Source organism: Acinetobacter sp. ANC_7682 (assembly GCF_056779795.1).
The window spans coordinates 19,249-39,055 of the sequence record NZ_JBWYIQ010000019.1 but is presented as its reverse complement, the minus strand read 5'-3'; the positions used below and the strand labels follow the sequence as shown (position 1 = coordinate 39,055).

General features: G+C 39.1%; 19 protein-coding genes. 5 read left to right on the top strand and 14 right to left on the bottom strand.

Annotated elements, in window-relative coordinates; translation table 11 throughout:
• Window positions 1-7 precede the first annotated feature (7 nt).
• Window positions 8-1,315 (bottom strand): M16 family metallopeptidase, encoded by a 1,308-nt coding sequence (locus AC1M9D_RS08970; protein ID WP_481611988.1) that lies wholly within the window; start codon window positions 1,313-1,315, stop codon window positions 8-10.
• Between the two features lie 252 nt (window positions 1,316-1,567).
• On the opposite strand from AC1M9D_RS08970, the gene ftsY reads away from it, so the two are divergent.
• The 3 genes from ftsY to AC1M9D_RS08955 all read left to right on the top strand — a co-directional run bounded on the left by ftsY (window position 1,568) and on the right by AC1M9D_RS08955 (window position 4,233).
• The gene (gene ftsY / locus AC1M9D_RS08965; RefSeq protein ID WP_035266635.1) at window positions 1,568-2,647 is read left to right on the top strand and encodes a signal recognition particle-docking protein FtsY; all 1,080 of its coding nucleotides are present in this window, start codon (window positions 1,568-1,570) and stop codon (window positions 2,645-2,647) included.
• Between the two features lie 237 nt (window positions 2,648-2,884).
• Window positions 2,885-3,478 carry a nitroreductase family protein gene (locus AC1M9D_RS08960; RefSeq protein WP_035266583.1) on the top strand — a complete coding sequence of 198 codons (594 nt, stop codon included), beginning with the start codon at window positions 2,885-2,887 and terminating at the stop codon, window positions 3,476-3,478.
• A 113-nt stretch (window positions 3,479-3,591) separates the two neighbouring features.
• Complete coding sequence (locus tag AC1M9D_RS08955; RefSeq protein ID WP_481611979.1) at window positions 3,592-4,233, top strand: DUF2057 family protein; 642 nt, start codon at window positions 3,592-3,594, stop codon at window positions 4,231-4,233.
• A gap of 59 nt (window positions 4,234-4,292) precedes the next feature.
• Here AC1M9D_RS08955 and AC1M9D_RS08950 read toward each other — a convergent pair whose 3' ends face one another.
• The 9 genes from AC1M9D_RS08950 to AC1M9D_RS08910 all read right to left on the bottom strand — a co-directional run bounded on the left by AC1M9D_RS08950 (window position 4,293) and on the right by AC1M9D_RS08910 (window position 11,059).
• On the bottom strand, window positions 4,293-4,589 hold the full coding sequence (locus AC1M9D_RS08950; RefSeq protein WP_092768427.1) for a cyd operon YbgE family protein: 297 nt from the start codon (window positions 4,587-4,589) through the stop codon (window positions 4,293-4,295).
• Window position 4,590: 1 nt separating this feature from the next.
• A complete protein-coding gene (cydX, locus tag AC1M9D_RS08945; RefSeq protein WP_035266590.1) occupies window positions 4,591-4,692 on the bottom strand; it encodes a cytochrome bd-I oxidase subunit CydX in 102 nt (33 codons plus the stop codon).
• Between the two features lie 26 nt (window positions 4,693-4,718).
• Window positions 4,719-5,864 carry a cytochrome d ubiquinol oxidase subunit II gene (gene cydB, locus AC1M9D_RS08940; protein WP_481611978.1) on the bottom strand — a complete coding sequence of 382 codons (1,146 nt, stop codon included), beginning with the start codon at window positions 5,862-5,864 and terminating at the stop codon, window positions 4,719-4,721.
• A gap of 1 nt (window position 5,865) precedes the next feature.
• Window positions 5,866-7,446 carry a cytochrome ubiquinol oxidase subunit I gene (locus tag AC1M9D_RS08935; RefSeq protein ID WP_481611977.1) on the bottom strand — a complete coding sequence of 527 codons (1,581 nt, stop codon included), beginning with the start codon at window positions 7,444-7,446 and terminating at the stop codon, window positions 5,866-5,868.
• The gene (cydP, locus tag AC1M9D_RS08930; protein WP_481587955.1) at window positions 7,446-7,637 is read right to left on the bottom strand and encodes a cytochrome oxidase putative small subunit CydP; all 192 of its coding nucleotides are present in this window, start codon (window positions 7,635-7,637) and stop codon (window positions 7,446-7,448) included. Before cydP ends, AC1M9D_RS08935 begins: the two co-directional genes overlap by 1 nt.
• 360 nt (window positions 7,638-7,997) lie before the next feature.
• On the bottom strand, window positions 7,998-8,930 hold the full coding sequence (locus tag AC1M9D_RS08925) for an IS5 family transposase (RefSeq protein WP_481611976.1): 933 nt from the start codon (window positions 8,928-8,930) through the stop codon (window positions 7,998-8,000).
• A 167-nt stretch (window positions 8,931-9,097) separates the two neighbouring features.
• Window positions 9,098-9,712, bottom strand: coding sequence for an OB-fold-containig protein (locus tag AC1M9D_RS08920; protein WP_035266601.1), 615 nt, complete (start codon window positions 9,710-9,712; stop codon window positions 9,098-9,100).
• 17 nt (window positions 9,713-9,729) lie between these two features.
• Window positions 9,730-10,038, bottom strand: a complete 309-nt coding sequence (locus AC1M9D_RS08915) for a Rieske (2Fe-2S) protein (RefSeq protein ID WP_171076765.1) — start codon at window positions 10,036-10,038, stop codon at window positions 9,730-9,732.
• Window positions 10,039-10,054: 16 nt separating this feature from the next.
• A complete protein-coding gene (locus AC1M9D_RS08910) occupies window positions 10,055-11,059 on the bottom strand; it encodes an adenosine kinase (RefSeq protein WP_092768421.1) in 1,005 nt (334 codons plus the stop codon).
• A 258-nt stretch (window positions 11,060-11,317) separates the two neighbouring features.
• Between AC1M9D_RS08910 and AC1M9D_RS08905 the strand changes: the two genes are divergently transcribed.
• On the top strand, window positions 11,318-14,257 hold the full coding sequence (locus AC1M9D_RS08905) for an insulinase family protein (RefSeq protein WP_481611975.1): 2,940 nt from the start codon (window positions 11,318-11,320) through the stop codon (window positions 14,255-14,257).
• A 73-nt stretch (window positions 14,258-14,330) separates the two neighbouring features.
• Window positions 14,331-15,422 carry a phospholipase A gene (locus AC1M9D_RS08900; protein ID WP_481611974.1) on the top strand — a complete coding sequence of 364 codons (1,092 nt, stop codon included), beginning with the start codon at window positions 14,331-14,333 and terminating at the stop codon, window positions 15,420-15,422.
• Window positions 15,423-15,457: 35 nt separating this feature from the next.
• Here the strand turns inward: AC1M9D_RS08900 and AC1M9D_RS08895 are convergent, their stop codons facing one another.
• The 4 genes from AC1M9D_RS08895 to AC1M9D_RS08880 form a co-directional block, all read right to left on the bottom strand.
• Window positions 15,458-16,093, bottom strand: a complete 636-nt coding sequence (locus AC1M9D_RS08895) for a CoA transferase subunit B (protein ID WP_481611973.1) — start codon at window positions 16,091-16,093, stop codon at window positions 15,458-15,460.
• A gap of 3 nt (window positions 16,094-16,096) precedes the next feature.
• Window positions 16,097-16,801, bottom strand: a complete 705-nt coding sequence (locus AC1M9D_RS08890; protein WP_481611972.1) for a CoA transferase subunit A — start codon at window positions 16,799-16,801, stop codon at window positions 16,097-16,099.
• A gap of 78 nt (window positions 16,802-16,879) precedes the next feature.
• Window positions 16,880-17,812, bottom strand: a complete 933-nt coding sequence (locus tag AC1M9D_RS08885) for a hydroxymethylglutaryl-CoA lyase (RefSeq protein WP_092768465.1) — start codon at window positions 17,810-17,812, stop codon at window positions 16,880-16,882.
• The gene (locus AC1M9D_RS08880) at window positions 17,812-19,806 is read right to left on the bottom strand and encodes an acetyl/propionyl/methylcrotonyl-CoA carboxylase subunit alpha (RefSeq protein WP_481611971.1); all 1,995 of its coding nucleotides are present in this window, start codon (window positions 19,804-19,806) and stop codon (window positions 17,812-17,814) included. Before AC1M9D_RS08880 ends, AC1M9D_RS08885 begins: the two co-directional genes overlap by 1 nt.
• Window position 19,807 lies beyond the last annotated feature (1 nt).

Below are 19,807 nucleotides of genomic sequence, written 5' to 3'. Positions count from 1 at the left end.
AAAACGCCTAGTTATTGTTTTTCTGTTCAGGATAAAGATGTAAAACGCTCAAATTGTCACGATTAAAATAAATATTGGCAATGCGTTGTAAATCATGCGGTGTGACTTTATCGAAGTAATCAGGGAGTTGATCAATCATGCGATAGTCTAGATCATTAATGCTGAGCAAACCAATGAGTCGAGCTTGCCCAATAATATCATCTTGGCTATACACTAAATTGGAAACGAAATTCGCCTTGACCCGATTGAGTTCTTTTTCATTCACTAATTCTGATTTGAATAAATCAAGTTCCTGCTGTATGCGTTTTTGCGCTTGCTCTAGACTGATACCTTCAGCTGGTATGGCAGAGATTAAAAATAGGCTATCCCCACGATTATATGGATCATAACTCACATTAATTGAGGTCAGAATTCGCTTATCTCGGATCAGTCTCTCTTGTAAGCGTGCTGAAATTCCGCCGTCCAATAGATTTTGAATAATGGTTAGAGCGTAGGCGTCTTGAGGATTTTTTGCTGTTTTAATGGAATTGACATTCCAAGACATAAATAAGTTGGGTACGTGTACAGCCTGATATTGCTCCATGAAGCGATATCCAATTCTTGAAAATTCAAGCACATCATTTCGTTCAGGAACTGATTTTTTGGGAATCTTATTAAAATATTTTTTGACATCTCGAATGGTTTGTTCAGGATCAACATCCCCAATAATGACTAAGGTTGCATTATTCGGTGCGTACCAAGTTTCGTACCATTGTTTTAAATCATTCAATTGAATGTTATTCAGATTTTTCATTAAGCCAATCACTGGTTGGCGATAGTGACTGGTCGGATATGCAATCCATTTAAATCTTTCAAAAGCAAGGTTTCGAGGATTATCCTCTGTTCGTTGCCGTCGTTCAGCCATCACGACTTTAATTTCGGGTTCGAAATCTTCTTGGCGCAGAACTAAATTTTGCATTCGATCCGCTTCTAACTCTAATGCCAGTGGAAGATATTTTTTAGGATAGAATTGATAGTAATTGGTGTAATTTGTGGATGTGAATGCATTGACACTACCACCATAAATTCGACTAAGGCGTGTAAATTCATCATTCGGTACTTTTTTAGTGCCTTTGAACATCATATGTTCTAGTACGTGTGAAATGCCGAGTAAATTCCCTGACTCGTCACTACTGCCGACGGCATACCAAATTTGGCTAATTACTACAGGTGCGCGGTGATCTTCTCTAATAATGACTCTTAAACCATTATCCAGTGTTGTTTCGACGGTGTTTCGAGAGAGTTGAGCAGTTTGCTGATTTGCAAATGTCATCATCGGTGCTGATGTAATCGCAGCAATGATGATTGTCTGTTTTAAAATGAGTTGCAGAGAGAATTTGAGCCGGCTGAGAGACACAATTAATCCGAATAATGACTTTAAAATTATTCTTGATGATGTCGTATATTTATTCAAGATTGAACTGTTGCAATTTGGTTGATCGTTTTAAAAGTAATTGCAGATCGTGAATTTAAAGCAATCTATGCTAAACTCCATTCTTTTAATCGCAATGCTTTTCAAGGAATCGGCATGCAAGAACAGCAAAATAAATTCTTGATTGATGCGGATATTGGTGATGACGATGTCACCTTACCGAGCCTCCCGGCCGTTAATGTGCCTATTATCGAAAACAATGAAGTAGAAAAGCTGGAAACGGTGCCGGCCGTTGAAGAAACAAAACCGAAAGGTGGTTTCTTCAGTCGTATGAAAGAAGGCTTATCAAAATCTCGTAAAAATTTAGCTGATGGAATGATGAATATTCTAGTCGGTGGTAAAGAGATTGATGATGAGCTGCTCGAAGAAGTTGAAGAGCAATTATTGGTCGCAGATATTGGGGTAGAGGCGACGAAAACAATTATTGCCAATTTGACTGAAAGAACTGCGCGTGGCGATTTGATCTACTCTCATTCTCTCTATAAAGCTCTTCAAGAAGAATTAGTTGCTTTATTAGCACCACGTGTCAAACCGTTACATATCGATCCGAATAAAAATCCCTATGTGATTTTGGTTGTAGGTGTAAATGGTGTAGGTAAGACAACCACGATTGGTAAACTCGCAAAACGATTGCAAGGCGAAGGTAAAAAAGTCATGCTCGCGGCAGGCGATACTTTCCGTGCTGCGGCGACTGAACAGCTACAAATTTGGGGTGAACGTAACGATATTCATGTCGTTGCACAAGGTCATGGTGCAGACAGTGCTTCTGTAATTTTTGATGCTTTTGAAAGTGCACGAGCGAAAGGGATCGATGTATTGATTGCAGATACCGCAGGGCGTTTGCATAACAAAGGTCACTTGATGGAAGAGCTCAAAAAAGTAAAACGCGTTATGCAAAAAATTGATGCGACTGCACCGCACGAAGTGATGCTTGTTGTGGATGCTGGCACAGGACAGAACGCGATTAACCAAGTTGAAATGTTTGATGAAGCTGTAGGTTTAACGGGTCTTACTATTACTAAATTGGATGGTACGGCAAAGGGTGGTGTGCTATTTAATATTGCGAGCCGTACACATGTGCCAATCCGATTTATTGGTGTAGGTGAAAAGATTGATGATTTGAGACCGTTCTCAGCAAAATCATTTGTCGCTGCATTATTCGATAACGAAAAATAATTATTCTTGGGTTAATTTAAAAAGCTCCTTATACGGAGCTTTTTTTATAAATACTTAAAATTCATAAAGTTATTCAAATATGAGAAAGCCGAATTTTTTGACTCAATACATTAAATATGCAATTTGTTCCAAAAATAGAACACTTTGTTATAAAGATAAGGCTGAAAAGGTTTCGTAATATGAATAAGATAGCATCATCGTTAGCACACAATGAATGTTAAAAATAAGGAATAAGTTATGTCTTTTCTAAATCAAATTAAAAATCGCCGTACCATCTATGCAATTGGTAAGAATGTTTCTTTAGACAATACTCAGATTGAAGAAACCATTAAAGAAGCGGTACGTCAAAGTCCATCGTCATTTAACTCACAGACATCACGTGTTGTAACACTTTTTGGTGAGTCACATGACAAATTTTGGAATATCGTTTTAGAAACTTTACGTAAAATTGTTCCTGCAGAAGCATTTGAGGGAACTCAAAATAAGATCAATAGCTTTAAAGCGGGTCATGCAACTGTATTGTTTTATGAAGATCAAGATACGGTGAAAGGTTTACAAGAGCAATTCCCACTTTATGCTGAGAATTTCCCAATCTGGTCTGAACATTCAACAGCTATTGCTCAATTTGCGGTTTGGACTGCATTGTCAGAAAAAAATATTGGAGCATCATTACAACATTACAATCCAATTGTGGATGAAGAAGTGGCTTCAACATTTGAAATTCCAGCTTCTTGGAAACTTCGTGCTCAGCTTGTGCTCGGTTCAATCGAAGCGCCTGCTGGAGATAAAACGTTTATTGATGACGAGATTCGTTTTAAAACTTTTAATTAATCCAAATCATATCAAGGCACTTCGGTGCCTTTTTTTATGACGAGTTCTGTCATTAAATTGTCATCGCTTGGTAGCATAGTAGTCATATCTAACAATCTAATATTGAGTTATTTATGAAATTAAAAATTGCGTCTGCATTGATATTTACGGGTTTGAGCAGTCAAATTTTTGCAGCGGCGACCTTGGTGGTTCCAGAGGAACTGGTCGTAATTTCAGTGAATAATCAAGAGGTTAAATCAGGACTATTTAAATCAAAAAAACAATACCAAATTGATGTGAATCAACCTTTGGTGAATGTTCGATATAATCAATACTTTGAACTACCTTTAAATAATCATGAGATCGTAAAGTCGGATATTCTTACTTTGAAATTGCCAGCCCTAGAGGATAATAAGTCATACAAATTGGATTTAATTCATCCACCACGAGATTTGGACCAAGCAAAAACATTCGCCAAAAATCCTCAATTGGCAATTTATAATCAAAATAATCAACTCATTTCAAATAATCTGATTGTTCAAATGACCTCGCAAAGTTTGCTAGGCGGTACGATCAATCAGATATTGCATAATGAGCCACAAGCTAGCCCAATGACTAAGTCAAGTTCATCATCAATAAATACTCAAACAGTGGAACAAGCTGACATTAAAAATACAAATTCAAATACTCATGTTGGTCAGACGTTGATTGAAGTATGGAAAAATTCTTCAAAGCAGGAACGTCAAAAATTTATGACTTGGCTTGCAACGCAATAAAACATTTAATATTTCATAAACAGATATAAAAAAGCCCTCATAGAGGGCTTTTTTATAAATTAAGTGAACAGCCAAGTATAGTAACCATAAATCATCAATGGCCATGCTACAAATGGACTAAATAAATACTTCCATATCCAATAACGTGGTATAAACCCTACGCCATGGATAAATCCACCAGATATTCCAATCATAATCAGCATCATGGCACGATGACTGTAATTACCACTTGCATCCAACATCAGACTTGGGTGGATGAGTAATATGGTAGCGAGAGGCAATGCCATCAGAAATGAAATGATCATTGCGAATGAGTATTTACGTTTTTCAGAATTTGACATTGCAAGCTCACTCATTTCATTCACCATCTAAGTCTTGATGTTGTTCCATGTAAATGGCTGCAAGTACACTCGCGAAACATGCCATCAACACACCTAGTATCCATGCGAAGTACCACATAATTATCTCCTAACAGTGATTCGGTTTTAATACAGACTATGCGTGTGGTCTTGAATATGTTTCTTGGTGATCACACCCCACATTTTGTAGTAACACCAAGTGGTGTATGCCAAGATCAGCGGAACAAAAATACACGCAGCAACAGTCATTACTGAAAGCGTCATTTGGCTAGATACTGCATCCCACATCGTCAAGCTAATGTTTGGATGAATACTAGATGGCATCAGGAATGGGAATAGGGCAAAACCAGCAGTGAGAATTGTGCCAATCACAGCGAACGATGTACCCAGAAAACTAAGTCCCGCTTTATTTTTAGACGATGCTAAAACCACAATTATTCCTCCGATAATCGCCATTACCGGTGCCAATATTGTGATTGGATAAATAGAATAATTGTTCATCCAGCCATGATTGGCATTAGTGAGTACTTCTTTAGCAAGTGGATTAGCTACACCATTCGTATCATAAGGTGTTACAAGCGTGTAGCCTTCGATATTGCCGAAATATAACCAAGCACCAGCACCAATAAAACAGATGAGAAAAAGAATACCCATATATCGTGTAGCTTGAGCAGAGCGTGTTCTTAATGCCCCTTCAGTGCGTAACATTAACCATGCACCACCATGCGCGGCAAGCATCGTCAAACTGACCAATCCACAGACCAAGGAAAATGGATTTAAAAGTGCAAAGAAGCTTCCTGTGTAAGTTGAACGAACAGTTTCATCAAGTGTAAAGGGGACGCCAAGGAACATATTGCCAAATGCAACACCAAAAACGAGTGCTGGTACTGCTCCTCCAATACATAAGCCCCAATCCCAAGCATTACGCCATTTAGTATTTTCGAGCTTAGAGCGATAGTCAAAACCAACAGGTCTAAGGAATAAAGCAAATAATACGAGTAACAGCGCCCAGTACATACCCGAGAAAGCTGTTGCATATACCATTGGCCAAGCTGCGAAAAGTGCACCACCCGCCGTAATAAACCAAACTTGGTTTCCATCCCAATGTGGTGCAATCGTGTTGATAGCAGCACGACGCTCTTCATCATCTTTACCGACGAACGGCATCAGTGCCATAGAGCCCATATCAAATCCATCAGTCAAAGCAAACCCAATAAGGAGGACGCCGACCAATACCCACCAAATGATTTTGAGAAGTTCATATTCAATCATGTTAAATCTCCTCAGTTGACTTATTGGCTGCTGCTAGTTTTTCGAAATGATACTTTCCAGTATGTAAAGAGCTTGGTCCTAGTCTTGAGAATTTGATCATTAAATACATTTCTATGATGAGCAGCACTGTATAGAAAGCAGCGAGTGCTAAAATTGAACCCCATACATCCGCTGAACTAATACTTGATGCAGATAGGTGAGTTGGTAAAACTTCACCAATAGTCCATGGTTGACGACCAACTTCAGCAACGTACCAACCTGTTTGAGCTGCAATCCATGGAAGTGGAATGGCGATCAGTGCAAACTTGAGCAACCAAGTTTTATTTTCAGCATTACGTTTCATGACGGCATACGTTGCAAGAATGAACAACAAGAGCATTAAGAAACCTGACGCCACCATCGCTCTAAATGCCCAAAATAAACTTGGAACATGAGGGATAGTATCTAAAGCTGCAGACTTAATTTGTTGTTCAGTAGCATCAACTACAGTTGGTGTGTATTTCTTCAACAATAGACCATAACCCAAATCTTTTTGAGTCTCGTCAAATGCAGCTTTGAGTTCTGGTGATTGATCTCCAGCACGAAGTAGTTCAAGCTGTGCATAAGCGACCATACCATTACGGATACGTTGCTCATGTTGTGCGATTAAATCTTTGATCCCTGTGACTTGTTCAGTTGTAGAGCGAGTCGCAATTAAACCCATGACATATGGAATTTTCACAGCATAGTCTGTTGTTTGCGTCTCGGGATTGGGGATACCAAATAATGTGAATGCAGCTGGTGCTGGATGTGTATCCCATTCTGCTTCAATTGCAGCGAGTTTGGTTTTCTGAACATCACCTAATTCATATCCTGATTCATCACCCAGTAAAATTACGGATAATGTCGAAGCAAGACCGAAAATAGCAGCAATGGCAAATGAACGACGGGCAAAGGCCAAATCACGTTTTTTAAGTAGGTAATAACTTGAAATTGCCAATACAAAAATTGCACCAGTCACATAACCCGCAGAAACAGTATGGACAAATTTAACTTGTGCCACTGGGTTAAATATTAGTGCGGCAAAATCTACCAGTTCCATACGCATGGTTTCATAGTTAAATGCGGCCCCGACAGGGTTTTGCATCCAACCATTTGCAACCAAGATCCAAAGTGCTGACATATTAGAGCCTAAAGCCACTAACCATGTCACACATAAATGTTGGACTTTAGAAAGACGTTCCCAGCCGAAAAAGAATAAACCAATAAAAGTAGATTCTAAAAAGAAGGCCATTAATCCTTCGATTGCTAATGGCGCTCCGAAAATGTCACCTACATAATGTGAGTAGTAAGCCCAGTTTGTACCAAACTGGAATTCCATCGTTAGTCCAGTGGTTACCCCTAAAGCAAAGTTGATCCCGAATAACTTACCCCAAAACTTGGTCATGTCTCGGTAAATCTCTTTACCTGTAATGACGTAGGTGGTCTCCATGATGGCAAGGATAAATGCCAAACCTAGAGTGAGGGGTACAAATATAAAGTGATACATTGCGGTCATTGCAAATTGAAACCGCGATAGATCGACCACGCTTTCAGAAATCATCAACGTGTCTCCTTCATTTTAAGTTCGCTGCCCGTAATTCGTTCAGCGACTTGATGGTCAAAGTTTTTGGGAATGGTAGGTGCATCAAACCAGATATTTTTAATCACGATAAGAATGATTACTTTGATAATAAGAATCAAAGTAATCTCTTTGATTAAATTTTTATTTAAACTTGAAGGTTTAATCATCATATTTAAATGCATTATTTAAATCTATTCTAAATATTATTATCTTTTTTTCATTTAAAATAAATACTTCATAGTCATAAATATTTTTAATATAAAAAAATATAATAAAAACAATAGCTTGTGGTTTTAGTTTTTAATGATATTAAATCCGACTAAAATGGTTATATTTAAAAATAAAATAGACTAAATTACTTGGTATTAATATTTTAATTCCAACTAAAATAATAGGATTGTTGTTTCAAAGCTTATTAAATTGGTCGGTTTTAAATCTGATTAAAATAGTTGGTTATAAAGATTTTATTAATTTTATAGGCTTTGTTGCACAAAGATTTGAAATGCAAAGCGCCCCTAATTGAGCCAAATTTAAGGCGTAACTTGGGTAAGTGGTCGACCTAATTCCGTAAATCTGTTAAGGACTGCTACACGTGCATGGATCTCATTCACTTGGCTATCAAAACTCCTTGCACTGAGTTTATCTCCTAATAATTTGATGCAATGCATCTTAGTTTCAACCAAACTTCGCCGATGATAGCCTGACCATTTTTTCCATAGTGTCCTGCCTAAACGTTTAATTGTTCGAAGTAATTCATTTCGCTCTAGCGAGCTACTCTTTGTATCTTTCCATGGTTTCGCATTTTTTCTAGGTGGAATCACCGCATGCGCTTGCCGATCTGCAATGGCCTGACGGCATTGCTTGGTGTCATAAGCTCCATCGGTATAAACAGAGTCAATCTGCTCATCTTGTGGAATCTGATCAAGTAAATCACCTATTACCTGTGAATCACTGATATTATTGGTTGTGAGCTGAATAGCACGTATTTGAAGAGTTTCAGCATCTATACCAATATGAAGTTTACGCCATTGGCGACGATATTCAGGTCCATGTTTCTTGTGTTTCCATTCGCCCTCACCTAGAAACTTCATGCCTGTAGAGTCTATGAGTAGATGCAGCCCATCGCTACTTTTTTGGTAGCTGATTGCAATATCAATATGCTTTTGTCTTCTACAAAGCGTACTGTAATCTGGTGCGGTCCAATTTAATCCGCAAAGTTTAATCAGACTTTGCACAAAGCCAGTGACCATACGTAAAGATAGACGGAATAAGGATTTAATCATTAAGCAGCATTGGATAGCTGCGTCGGAGTAGGTTTGATTTCGCCCTTGTTTGCCTTTTGATGGAGCATACCATTGCGTAGCAGGATCAAACCAAATGGCAATATTTCCGCGACTCATGAGTGCTCGGTTATATGCGGGCCAATTGGTTGTGCGGTAGATTTTGTGTGTAGGCTTCTTCATTTGAAAATTATATCGCTGAAAAACCCTTTACAGATAGGTTTGTGCAACAAAGCCAATTTTATATAATCGTTGAGTTGATTGGATTTAAATTTAATAGGCGTCAAAAATACCTTGAATGAACTATTTTCAAATCAAATGCATATAATTGAAGTGGGGGTAATAGCTAATTAATGCTGATCAACATTGAAAAGTTGATTTGTTTTTGCAATTTTTTTAGCAATAAAATGAGATCTTTTTGCACGGATCAGGAGGATTTGAGATTGAAATTCAAGTTCCCCAAACTCTGGTTCAACTTGTACATAATGTAATTGACCGAATTCATCGCGAACGCGTGCTTGAGCAGAGAAACCAGGTCGTGCATTACCACTAGAAACAGTTGCTAGTCGACCAAGCAAATTTGAGTGCTCTGATTTGTATTTGGGTTTGATTACTTGATCCAAACAATGAATCATAAATACCGTAAAGAAGATTGCGATAATTAAAGCGGGTAATAAAACATAGTACCAAGCTAGAAAGGTTTTCTGGCTTGCAAATACAATGAGCTGAAGAAAATATCCAGCAAAACTAAAATTGATCAGAAAAAAAACAAGAATGAGAACTTTGGAAAATTTAACTTGAAGCAAAGGAAGGCGAATAAGCCAATAAGGTGTTAATTTTTTTATAAATTGACTAGGTCTTAAGCCAACAAAATAGCCTAAGGTTTCAGCCATGCTGAGCATTAGCAATGCAAACACGCACATATGAAATGGCATTAAATCAATTTCCATTAAAAATGCCAGCATGTCATTCACCTCATGACTTAAGATTCTAAGTAAATTCCACCATCAGAATGAACTTTAATCTCGACTTTTTCTAAAGATTCACCTTGGCAGGGGCCTGAAATGCACACACCAGTTTCTACATCAAATAACGCACCATGAGTAGAGCATTCAATGAACTCTTGATCACGATCTAAGAATTGATTTTCAAGAAACTCGAGCTCAACTTGCAAATGTGGGCATACATTTTGATACGCATAGAAGCAACCATCTCGTTGCGTAATGAAAATGTTGTCGCCATTTTCAGTTTCAAAAGATCGAGATTCTCTTTCAGGAATGTCTTCAGTCATGCAAATTTTATTCATTTTATGCGACTTCTATTTGAAATTCTTTAAGAAGTTTAGCGTAATCAGCTACGTCTAAACGTGGACCAAATTGAGCAACCACTTGGCTTGAGATTAAAATAGCCAATTCAGTCGCTGTTTGTAAATCTTTACCAGCATTTAATGCATATAAAAATGCACCAGAGAAAGCATCACCAGCACCGTTCGTGTCTAAAGCAACAACTTTACGTCCTTTCACTTGAAGTTCAGTTGATTCCGTTGCTACAAGAGCGCCGTCTGCTCCAAGCGTAATAATGACGGTAGAGCTTAATTTTTTAAGTGCAGCAAGAGCATTTTGTAAGCCATCAGTTTGTGTATACATCAATGCTTCTTGTTCATTACAGAATAGAACATCTACACCATCATCTAATAATTCGTCCAAGCCTGTACGCGCATACTGCACCATAGCAGGATCAGAGAGCGTTAACGCAATTTTGACATTATTTGCTTTCGCAATTGCACGCGCTTGCTTTACGGCAGCTCGTGCTGTATCACTCGTAGAAAGGTAACCCTCTATATATAACCATTTAGCGGTTTTTAGCGCTTCAAAATCAATTTGTTCATTACTGAGTTCAGCTGTAATACCTAAGAAAGTATGCATGGTACGTTCTGAATCAGGACTGACCAAAACCATGCAAGTCCCAGTTACGCCTTCACTGATCGAACGTTCAGAGGTTTGTATTCCTGCATCATTTAGACCTTTTAAGTACAACGCTCCAAGATCATCATTGCCGACACGGCATCCATAAAACGCTTGACCACCTAAGGCACTAAAAGCCACTGTTGAGTTAGCTGCAGATCCCCCAGAGGCTTGACCTTTATATTCTTGAGAATTTTTTAAGTTTTGAAATAGACGGGCTTGAGTTTCCCCATCTGTAAGCTGCATAGTACCTTTTTGCAAATTTTGCTCTAAAAGAAATTCATCAGATACTTTGAATTCTTGGTCAATGAGGGCATTGCCAATCGCAAAAAGGTCAACTTTAGCCATGTCTAAATTCACATCACGAAAAAAGAAAACGATTTTACACCAATGCGATTGAATTCAGTAGCGTATTGCTTGATTTTCAAGCTTTAACCCGCATTTAATCGAAATGAATTATTTAATTCCGATATAGTTCTATTGATTTAGTTTTAATCTGACTATTTTACTCGGAAAATAGTTAGAGTTTGTTGTATAAATGATGAATTGTATTGAACTATCAGTATAATGATCTTTGTTAAAATTTATGTAAATTAAGGAGCACACATGACCGTAGATGTTACTGAAACCATTCAAAACACCGTTCATCCCGCGTTTCAGTTGGTACGTCAACATCATGTAGCCGCACTCGATATATTAGTTTCAGAATACCGTCATAAAGAAACTGACGCTGTGCATTTTCATCTAGCAACTGAACATGATGAAAATGTTTTTTTAGTTGCTTTCCGTACACAACCGATGGATTCAAAAGGCGAAGCACACATTCTTGAGCATACTGCATTATGTGGTTCTGAAAAATTTCCTGTACGTGATCCATTCTTTTTAATGATCCGTCGTTCTCTAAATACGTTTATGAACGCATTTACAGCTGCCGATTGGACAGCTTATCCATTTGCGACACAGAATAAAAAAGATTTCCAAAACTTACTTTCCGTCTATTTGGATGCAGCATTTGCAGCCAATTTAAACCCTTTGGATTTCGCTCAAGAAGGTATCCGAATTGAGTTGGAAAATGGTGAGCCTGTTTACAAGGGTGTGGTTTTTAATGAAATGAAAGGTGCAATGAGTTCGCCTTCAGATCAGTTATATCACCAACTTGCTCATCATTTATTCCCTAAAACGACTTACCACTATAATTCAGGTGGTGATCCTAAGGATATTCCTGATTTAACTTACGAAGAGTTAGTCAGTTTCTATAAGTCACATTATCATCCAAGTAACGCTATTTTCATGACTTTTGGTAATCAATCTGCCTATGAGTTACAAGAGCAGTTTGAAACTTTAGCGTTATCTAAGTTTAAGAAAGGTCAAACCTTATATTCGACACCAGAAGAGCGTCTAGAAGCACCTATTGAGGTGACAGAGACTTACGCGGTAGATGCTGAAGATTTGAAAGATAAAACCTACCATGTACTGGCATGGTTACTTCCTGAATCTAGTGATATTCAACTTCGTTTAGGCTTACGTTTGGCTGAAGGGATCTTATTGGAAGATTCTGCTTCACCATTACGTCACTATTTAGAAACGTGTGGTTATGCTCAATCTACAGGACCAATTTTAGGTCTTGATGATTCTAACTATGAAATGACTTTCTACTGTGGTATTCAAGGTTCAAATCCTGAACATGCAGAAACATTCAAAAACGGTGTGTTGAATGTGCTGAACGAGGTTGCCTCGAAGCCTGTAGATCAGTCATTGGTTGATGCGATTTTGCATCAAATTGAATTACACCAACGAGAAATTGGTGGAGATGGCACGCCTTATGGTCTAAGCCTCATCCTCAATGGTTTAAGCAGTGCAATTCATCATAATGATCCAATACATGTTTGGGACGTAGATTCGACCATTGAGCAAGTGAAAGAGCAGTTGAAAGACCCGATGTGGTTGCCTAATCTGATCAAGACCCACTTGATTGATAATCCACATCGTGTACAGATGACACTTGTACCAGATGCGAATAAGTCGAAATTAGAGGCTAAAGCAGAAAAACAGCGTTTAGCTGATATAGGCGCACGCTTAACAGATGATGAAAAAGCGGAAATTGTACGCCAGACTGAAGCATTAAATGAAAGACAGGCAACTCCTGATAACTTAGATTTATTGCCGAAAGTTGGTTTAGAAGATATTCCTGCCGAACTTCCAGTCGTTCAAGGTCAATTGAGAGAAATCATTTCTAATAACTTAGATACACCCTTGAACTTATACCATGCTGGTACTAACGGAATTTATTATCAACAAGTGATTATTCAAATTCCTGATCAAGTCGTGAAATCACCTTACTTTAACTTACTCTCCGTGCTCATGGGGGAGGTTGGTGCAGGTCAATATAATTATTTAGAATTACAGCAATTACAAACAGCGGTAAGTGGTGGCCTTGGTATGGGGGCATCTCTACGTAGTAAAGTTGATGATAAAGGTAAAATTAGCGCATTTTTAACGCTGACAACCAAATCGCTTGCCCACAAACTAGATACGATTCAATTGTTAAAACTGGCATTTGAGAAACTGCGTTTTGATGAAAAGGACCGTATTATTGAACTTTTACAACAGCGTAAGACGCGTTGGGCATCCCGTTTGTCTGGTTCTGGACATAGCTATGCCATGCAGATTGCTTCTCGTAATATGAGTGCATTGGCATTACGTGATTATAATAATACCGGCTTAGGTGCGCTTAATTGGCTGAGCGAGCTTGTTCAAAGCATTGAAACAGATGAACAAGCATATGCGAACCTCATTCAAGAGTTGCAAAATATTCACCGTTTGTTGTTACTCGCGCCTAAACAGTTCCTACTGGTCTGTGAAGAGCAACAGTCTGAACGTTTAATGGAAGAAATTCAAAATGTTTGGGATAAACTTGAAGTGAAGCGTGAGCCAGTGCATCTTGCTGAAGTTAATTTTGAACAAACGCAAAATGACGAAGCATGGCTGATTCAATCCAATGTCCAATTCTGTGCTTCTGCTTATCCAGCAGTTGAAGTTTCTCATCCGGATGCAGCACCGTTAATGGTGCTTGCGGCTTATCTACGAAATGGTTTCCTACACAGTGCAATCCGTGAAAAAGGAGGCGCTTATGGTGGTGGTGCAAGCTATGATGGCAATGCTTGTGCATTTAGATTCTATAGTTATCGTGATCCACGTTTAGCAGAAACTTTCCAAGATTTTGAAGCAAGTATTGATTGGTTATTGAATACTGAACAAAAACCACACCAACTTGAAGAGGCGATTCTGGGTCTTGTATCGAGCATGGATAAGCCAGGTTCTCCAGCAGGTGAAGCAATTACTGCATGTTATGCATTATTGCATGGACGCACGCCTCAATTCAGAAAAACTTTACGAGAGCGTTTGCTCAATGTAACGTTAGATGATCTAAAGCGTGTAGCAGAAACGTATTTAGTGAATCAAAAACCAACGAAGGCTGTTGTAGCACCAATGGCTAAAAAAGAGCAACTTGCAGAACTTGGGTTTTCAATAAAACAAGTGAATTAAAATTAAAAATGGGGCTTAGCCAATGCGAAATAGAATAAAACGTTCACCAATATGGTTGGGTGTGTCGTCGTTTATGTGTTTGCCTATACAGACAGTTTGGGCAACAGATGTGGTACCAGCGAATCCAGCGTCACCACAAGCGTGCGTTGCACTTGATTCAAATGCAGAGCGTTTAGCCTGTTATGATGCATTGTTCAAAGCCCCTGAACTTGAGCAACCTGCTTATGTTTCTGAGCGTCAGGCTGCGCGTGAAATACCAGCACCGCAGGTTGAACCAGAGGATTTAAAGTCTAAAATCGAACAAAAAGTTGAAAACTTGTTTTCGGTGGAAGGTCCTGTAATTACACCGAATTCATCGTTGCTTGATAAACGATGGGAATTGGCTGAAGACAGTAAATTAGGTACATGGAATATACGTGCACATCAACCTGTATATTTACTTCCTGCATTTTGGACGTCTGATAAGAACGAATTTCCATCGAGCCCAAATCCTCAAAACACTGTAGAAGATGATCAAAATTTAAAGTCTTTAGAGTCCAAGTTTCAAATTTCACTCAAAACTAAAGCTGTTGAAAACTTAATCGGGAATAATGGCGATATTTGGTTGGGTTATACCCAGTCCTCTCGTTGGCAGGTTTACAACTCTGAAGAATCACGACCATTTCGTGAAACGAATTATGAACCTGAAGCAAGTATTGTGTTTAGAACCAACTATGAATTTTTAGGTTTAAATGGTCGCTTACTCGGTTTAACGCTGAATCATCAATCAAATGGACGTTCGGATCCTTTATCACGTAGTTGGAACCGTGTGATGCTGAACTTAGGATTTGAGCGTGATAATTTCGCTATGATGATTCGACCTTGGTATCGAATCGAAGAAGATTTCAATGATGATAACAATCCTGACATTAAAAACTATATTGGTCGTGGTGATTTAACGACTTTTTACCGTTGGAATGATCATGATTTTAGTTTGATGTTAAGACATTCACTTAAGGGTGGGGATGATTCTCGAGGAGCTGTTCAATTTGATTGGGCATTTCCAATCAGTGGCAAACTTAGAGGTCATTTTCAATTATTCGATGGGTATGGTGAGAGTTTGATTGATTATAATCATCGTGCTACCTATGCGGGTATTGGCGTCTCTTTAATGAATGCTTTCTAAAAAAAACCACGCTTAGGCGTGGTTTTTTAGCGATCTTATTGCGATTGAATTAGGGGAACTCCAGTCACTTTCTGTATCTCATCAAAGTTGACGCCTTGAGCCAGTTCTATCAGTTTTACCCCTTGAGGCGTGATATCCAAAACCCCTAGATCTGTAATCACGCGATGAACGACTGCTTTACCTGTAAGGGGCAGTGAACATTGCGGAACAATTTTTGGGGTGCCATCTTTGGCACAATGTTCCATTAGCACGACGACTTTTTGTACGCCAGCCACCAAATCCATTGCTCCACCCATACCTTTGACTTTTTTCCCTGGAATCATCCAATTCGCAAGATCACCTTGCTCAGAGACTTCCATAGCGCCAAGTATAGCTATATTCACGTGCCCACCACGGATCATGGCAAATGAATCAGCACTGGAAAAAAATGCAGCGCCTGCTCGCGCCGTAACAGTTTGCTTACCCGCATTAATCAGGTCAGCATCTACGGTTTCTTTTGTTGGAAATTCGCCAATTCCCAGCAAACCATTTTCAGATTGGAGCCAAACATTGATATTTTCAGGAATATAATTCGCAACCAATGTAGGCAATCCAATCCCTAAATTGACATAAAATCCATCTTCGAGTTCCAAGGCAGCTCGTTGTGCCATTTCATTACGCGTCCATGCCATAACTTATGCCTCCGCCTTTAAGGTCATTTGTTCGATTCTTTTTTCTGGTGTAGTGTTAAGAACGATACGATTTACATAAATGCCGGGCAAATGTATCGAATCGGGATCGAGCTCACCGATCTCTACAATTTCCTCAACTTCAGCGACTGTGATTTTCCCAGCCATCGCACAAACGGGATTAAAATTTTGAGCTGTTTTCCTAAAGATTAGGTTACCTGCCTTATCTGCTTTATACGCTTTGACCAAAGCGACATCTGCAGTTAAAGAGGGTTCTAAAATATATTCTTTACCATTGAACTCACGTACTTCTTTACCTTCTGCAATCAACGTACCTACGCCTGTTTGGGTAAAAAATGCAGGAATCCCAGCTCCACCAGCACGGAGTTTTTCAGCCAAAGTGCCTTGAGGGGTTAGCTCGACTTCAAGTTCACCATTTAAGTATTGTCGCTCAAATTCTTTATTTTCTCCGACATAGGACGAGATCATTTTTTTAATTTGTTTTGTTTCGAGTAGTAATCCCAAACCAAAACCATCTACACCTGCATTGTTTGAAATACAAGTCAGCTTTTTAGCTCCTGTTTGTTTCAGGGCAGCAATCAAAGCCTCAGGAATACCACATAAGCCAAAACCACCAACAGCTAAGGTTTGACCATCTTGAATGATATCGTTCAGTGCACTTTCAACACTTTCATACACTTTGTTCGTCATTGAACACCTCATTGTATTTTTATTTTGTTCATCCTGAATCAGCTTCCGATCTTCATCATTTCATAATGCTGATACGTACTAAGCACATTTTTTTTGCCAATACGCATTGGCATAGTTAGATGGATTGTTTCGTTGCAAAACTTGACTAATGTTACGACTCGCAAGCATCAGGGCATCTAGGTCAATGCCAGTTTCATAGCCCATATTGGACAAGAGATAAAATAAGTCTTCAGTGGATACATTACCCGAAGCACCTTTGGCATAAGGACAACCGCCAAGTCCTGCAATCGATGAGTCAAATATGCGGATGCCTTGTGTCAGTGATTGATAGATATTGGCAATTGCCATGCCGTAGGTATTGTGAAAATGACCAGCTAAAAGTTGTGGTTCAATTCGTTCCAAACATGCATTCCAAACTTTGGAAACACGATCAGGTGTAGCTGTGCCGATGGTTTCACCCAAGGATACTTCGTAGCAACCTAGATCAATTAACTTTGCACTGACTTCAGCAACCTTAGATGGATCAATTGGACCTTCATAAGGGCAGTCGACGATACATGAAACGTATCCGCGTACTTTAATATCATGTTGTTGAGCAAACTGTAATACATCAGCAAACTTCTCAAAACTTTCCTCAATTGAACAATTTATATTCTTTTGAGTGAAGCTTTCAGAAGCAGCGGTGAAAACCGCAACTTCTTTACAGCCTACAGCTAAAGCTGACTCGAATCCCTTAAGGTTTGGTGTCAGTAAGCTGAACTGGATATCTTCATCATGTGGTAGGCTAGCATAGAGTTGATCACTTTCTGCCATTTGAGGTACCCACTTTGCAGATACACAAGAACCGACTTCGATATTCTTCAAACCAGTTTTCATCAAATCAAGAATAAGATTGCGTCTGTCTTCGAATGTTAAGGGTGTTTTTTCATTCTGAAGACCGTCACGAGGTCCAACCTCAACGATTTTCACAAAATTATCGTGATTTGGTGTGGTTTGATTGGTTGTTTTCATCATGCCGCATTCTCCTTAGCAGCTTGAAACTCAACCAGCTCATCACCAGCTTTCACTTGATCACCTTGTTGGAAATAAGCTGCGATTACGACACCATCAAATGGTGCACGTATAGCGTATTCCATTTTCATTGCTTCTAACGTTAATAACACTTCATCTTTTTTTACACGTTGATTTGCTGAAACAAATACTTGTGTCACTGCACCCGGCATTGGTGCTTTTAGATTTGAGTCAGATGAAGATTGATCATTTGTATTAAAATTAGGTTTGATGAGTTCAAATTTAAAAGTCTGCCCATTTTTAAATAGGGTGACCGCATCATTGGTTTTTTTAAAACTGATTTTCTCTTGACCGAAAGAGGTATAGATCGCCATGAGATTTTCATTGAGCAACTGACCTGAGATAGCGTAGCTTTCGCCATCAAGCTGTGCTTCGAACCCTTGTGAAGTTGAGATAAATTCAACTTGATACGTTTGTCCGAGATGTTCAAGTTTTATCGGTGTACGCGCATCAACATTACTTCTCCACAGGGGTTTTGCTTTCCAAACTGGATTGCTTGTACACTTGGATTCATTTAACTGAGAATGCAGTTCAATAAATGCTGCTGTGACAATTGTTTCAGCCGAAGAAGGAGTAGTGGTTTTAAATAGGAACTTATCTTCACGCTGAATTAAATTAGTATCAAGATTGGCATTTTTGAAAGAGTCACATGCCACTAAGCGAACTAAAAATGCAATATTGTTGCCTAAGCCTTCGACATGAAAGTGGCTCAAAGCATGATGCATCTGGACGAGTGCTGCTTCACGATTTTCTCCCCATACGATGAGTTTAGCAATCATTGGATCATAGAACGTTGTGATCTCATCACCTTGCACAATGCCACTATCAACACGGACACATTCATTTTGAGTCGGATAATGAAGATAATTAATTTTTCCAATTGCTGGGAGAAATCCTTTCTCTGGCTCTTCTGCATAAACACGAGCTTCAAGTGCATGGCCATGAATTTTTAATTCAGACTGTTGTTTTGGCAAAGGTTCACCATAAGCAACACGTAATTGCCATTCAACCAAATCTTGTCCTGTGATCATTTCCGTCACAGGGTGTTCAACTTGAAGGCGAGTGTTCATTTCCATGAAGTAAGCTGTACCATCTTGCTCAACAATGAACTCAACCGTTCCAGCACCGACATAGTCTACTGCTCGGGCAGCATTAATCGCAGCTTCACGCATCGCTTCGAGTTTAACTTCGGCCATTTTAGGGGCTGGGGCTTCCTCTAGGACTTTTTGGTGACGGCGCTGCACAGAGCAATCACGTTCAAAGAGGTGAACATAATTGCCATGTTTGTCACCAAAAACTTGCACTTCAATATGACGAGGATTGACAACATAACGTTCAATTAGAACGTCATCATTGCCAAAGCTTGATTTCGCTTCACTTTTGCATGAGTTCAGTGCAGGAAGAAAGTCTTCAGCACGCTCAACTAAGCGCATGCCTTTACCACCACCACCTGCACTGGCTTTAATCAGTACAGGATAGCCAATCTGATCAGCTTGTTGTTTTAAGAAATCTGCATCTTGATTGCTACCATGATACCCGGGGGTGAGAGGTACACCTGCTTTTTCCATTAATGCTTTAGATGTTGCCTTTAAACCCATGGCTAAGATGGCAGCCACTGGAGGCCCTATAAAGGTGATGTTGTTTTTTTCACAAGCTTCCGCAAATTGATCATTTTCAGATAGGAAACCATAACCTGGATGGATGGCTTCAGCCCCTGTTTTGAGTGCAGCTTGAATAATACGATCTGCTTGTAAATAACTTTGTGCAGCAGGGGATTCACCAATATAAATAGCTTCATCCGCTAATTTGACATGCTGCGCTTGGGTATCTGCATCTGAGTAAACTGCAACCGTTGCGATACCTAATTTTTGTGCACTACGAATCACACGACATGCAATTTCGCCACGGTTTGCAATGAGAATTTTTTTAAACATA

Bases quoted from the DNA above. Each gene is read 5' to 3' on its own strand.
- AC1M9D_RS08970 (WP_481611988.1), bottom strand. From the start codon at position 1,315: ATGATGACATTTGCAAATCAGCAAACTGCTCAACTCTCTCGAAACACC.
- ftsY (WP_035266635.1), top strand. From the start codon at position 1,568: ATGCAAGAACAGCAAAATAAATTCTTGATTGATGCGGATATTGGTGAT.
- AC1M9D_RS08960 (WP_035266583.1), top strand. From the start codon at position 2,885: ATGTCTTTTCTAAATCAAATTAAAAATCGCCGTACCATCTATGCAATT.
- AC1M9D_RS08955 (WP_481611979.1), top strand. From the start codon at position 3,592: ATGAAATTAAAAATTGCGTCTGCATTGATATTTACGGGTTTGAGCAGT.
- AC1M9D_RS08950 (WP_092768427.1), bottom strand. From the start codon at position 4,589: ATGAGTGAGCTTGCAATGTCAAATTCTGAAAAACGTAAATACTCATTC.
- cydX (WP_035266590.1), bottom strand. From the start codon at position 4,692: ATGTGGTACTTCGCATGGATACTAGGTGTGTTGATGGCATGTTTCGCG.
- cydB (WP_481611978.1), bottom strand. From the start codon at position 5,864: ATGATTGAATATGAACTTCTCAAAATCATTTGGTGGGTATTGGTCGGC.
- AC1M9D_RS08935 (WP_481611977.1), bottom strand. From the start codon at position 7,446: ATGATTTCTGAAAGCGTGGTCGATCTATCGCGGTTTCAATTTGCAATG.
- cydP (WP_481587955.1), bottom strand. From the start codon at position 7,637: ATGATGATTAAACCTTCAAGTTTAAATAAAAATTTAATCAAAGAGATT.
- AC1M9D_RS08925 (WP_481611976.1), bottom strand. From the start codon at position 8,930: ATGAAGAAGCCTACACACAAAATCTACCGCACAACCAATTGGCCCGCA.
- AC1M9D_RS08920 (WP_035266601.1), bottom strand. From the start codon at position 9,712: ATGCTGGCATTTTTAATGGAAATTGATTTAATGCCATTTCATATGTGC.
- AC1M9D_RS08915 (WP_171076765.1), bottom strand. From the start codon at position 10,038: ATGACTGAAGACATTCCTGAAAGAGAATCTCGATCTTTTGAAACTGAA.
- AC1M9D_RS08910 (WP_092768421.1), bottom strand. From the start codon at position 11,059: ATGGCTAAAGTTGACCTTTTTGCGATTGGCAATGCCCTCATTGACCAA.
- AC1M9D_RS08905 (WP_481611975.1), top strand. From the start codon at position 11,318: ATGACCGTAGATGTTACTGAAACCATTCAAAACACCGTTCATCCCGCG.
- AC1M9D_RS08900 (WP_481611974.1), top strand. From the start codon at position 14,331: ATGTGTTTGCCTATACAGACAGTTTGGGCAACAGATGTGGTACCAGCG.
- AC1M9D_RS08895 (WP_481611973.1), bottom strand. From the start codon at position 16,093: ATGGCATGGACGCGTAATGAAATGGCACAACGAGCTGCCTTGGAACTC.
- AC1M9D_RS08890 (WP_481611972.1), bottom strand. From the start codon at position 16,801: ATGACGAACAAAGTGTATGAAAGTGTTGAAAGTGCACTGAACGATATC.
- AC1M9D_RS08885 (WP_092768465.1), bottom strand. From the start codon at position 17,812: ATGAAAACAACCAATCAAACCACACCAAATCACGATAATTTTGTGAAA.
- AC1M9D_RS08880 (WP_481611971.1), bottom strand. From the start codon at position 19,806: ATGTTTAAAAAAATTCTCATTGCAAACCGTGGCGAAATTGCATGTCGT.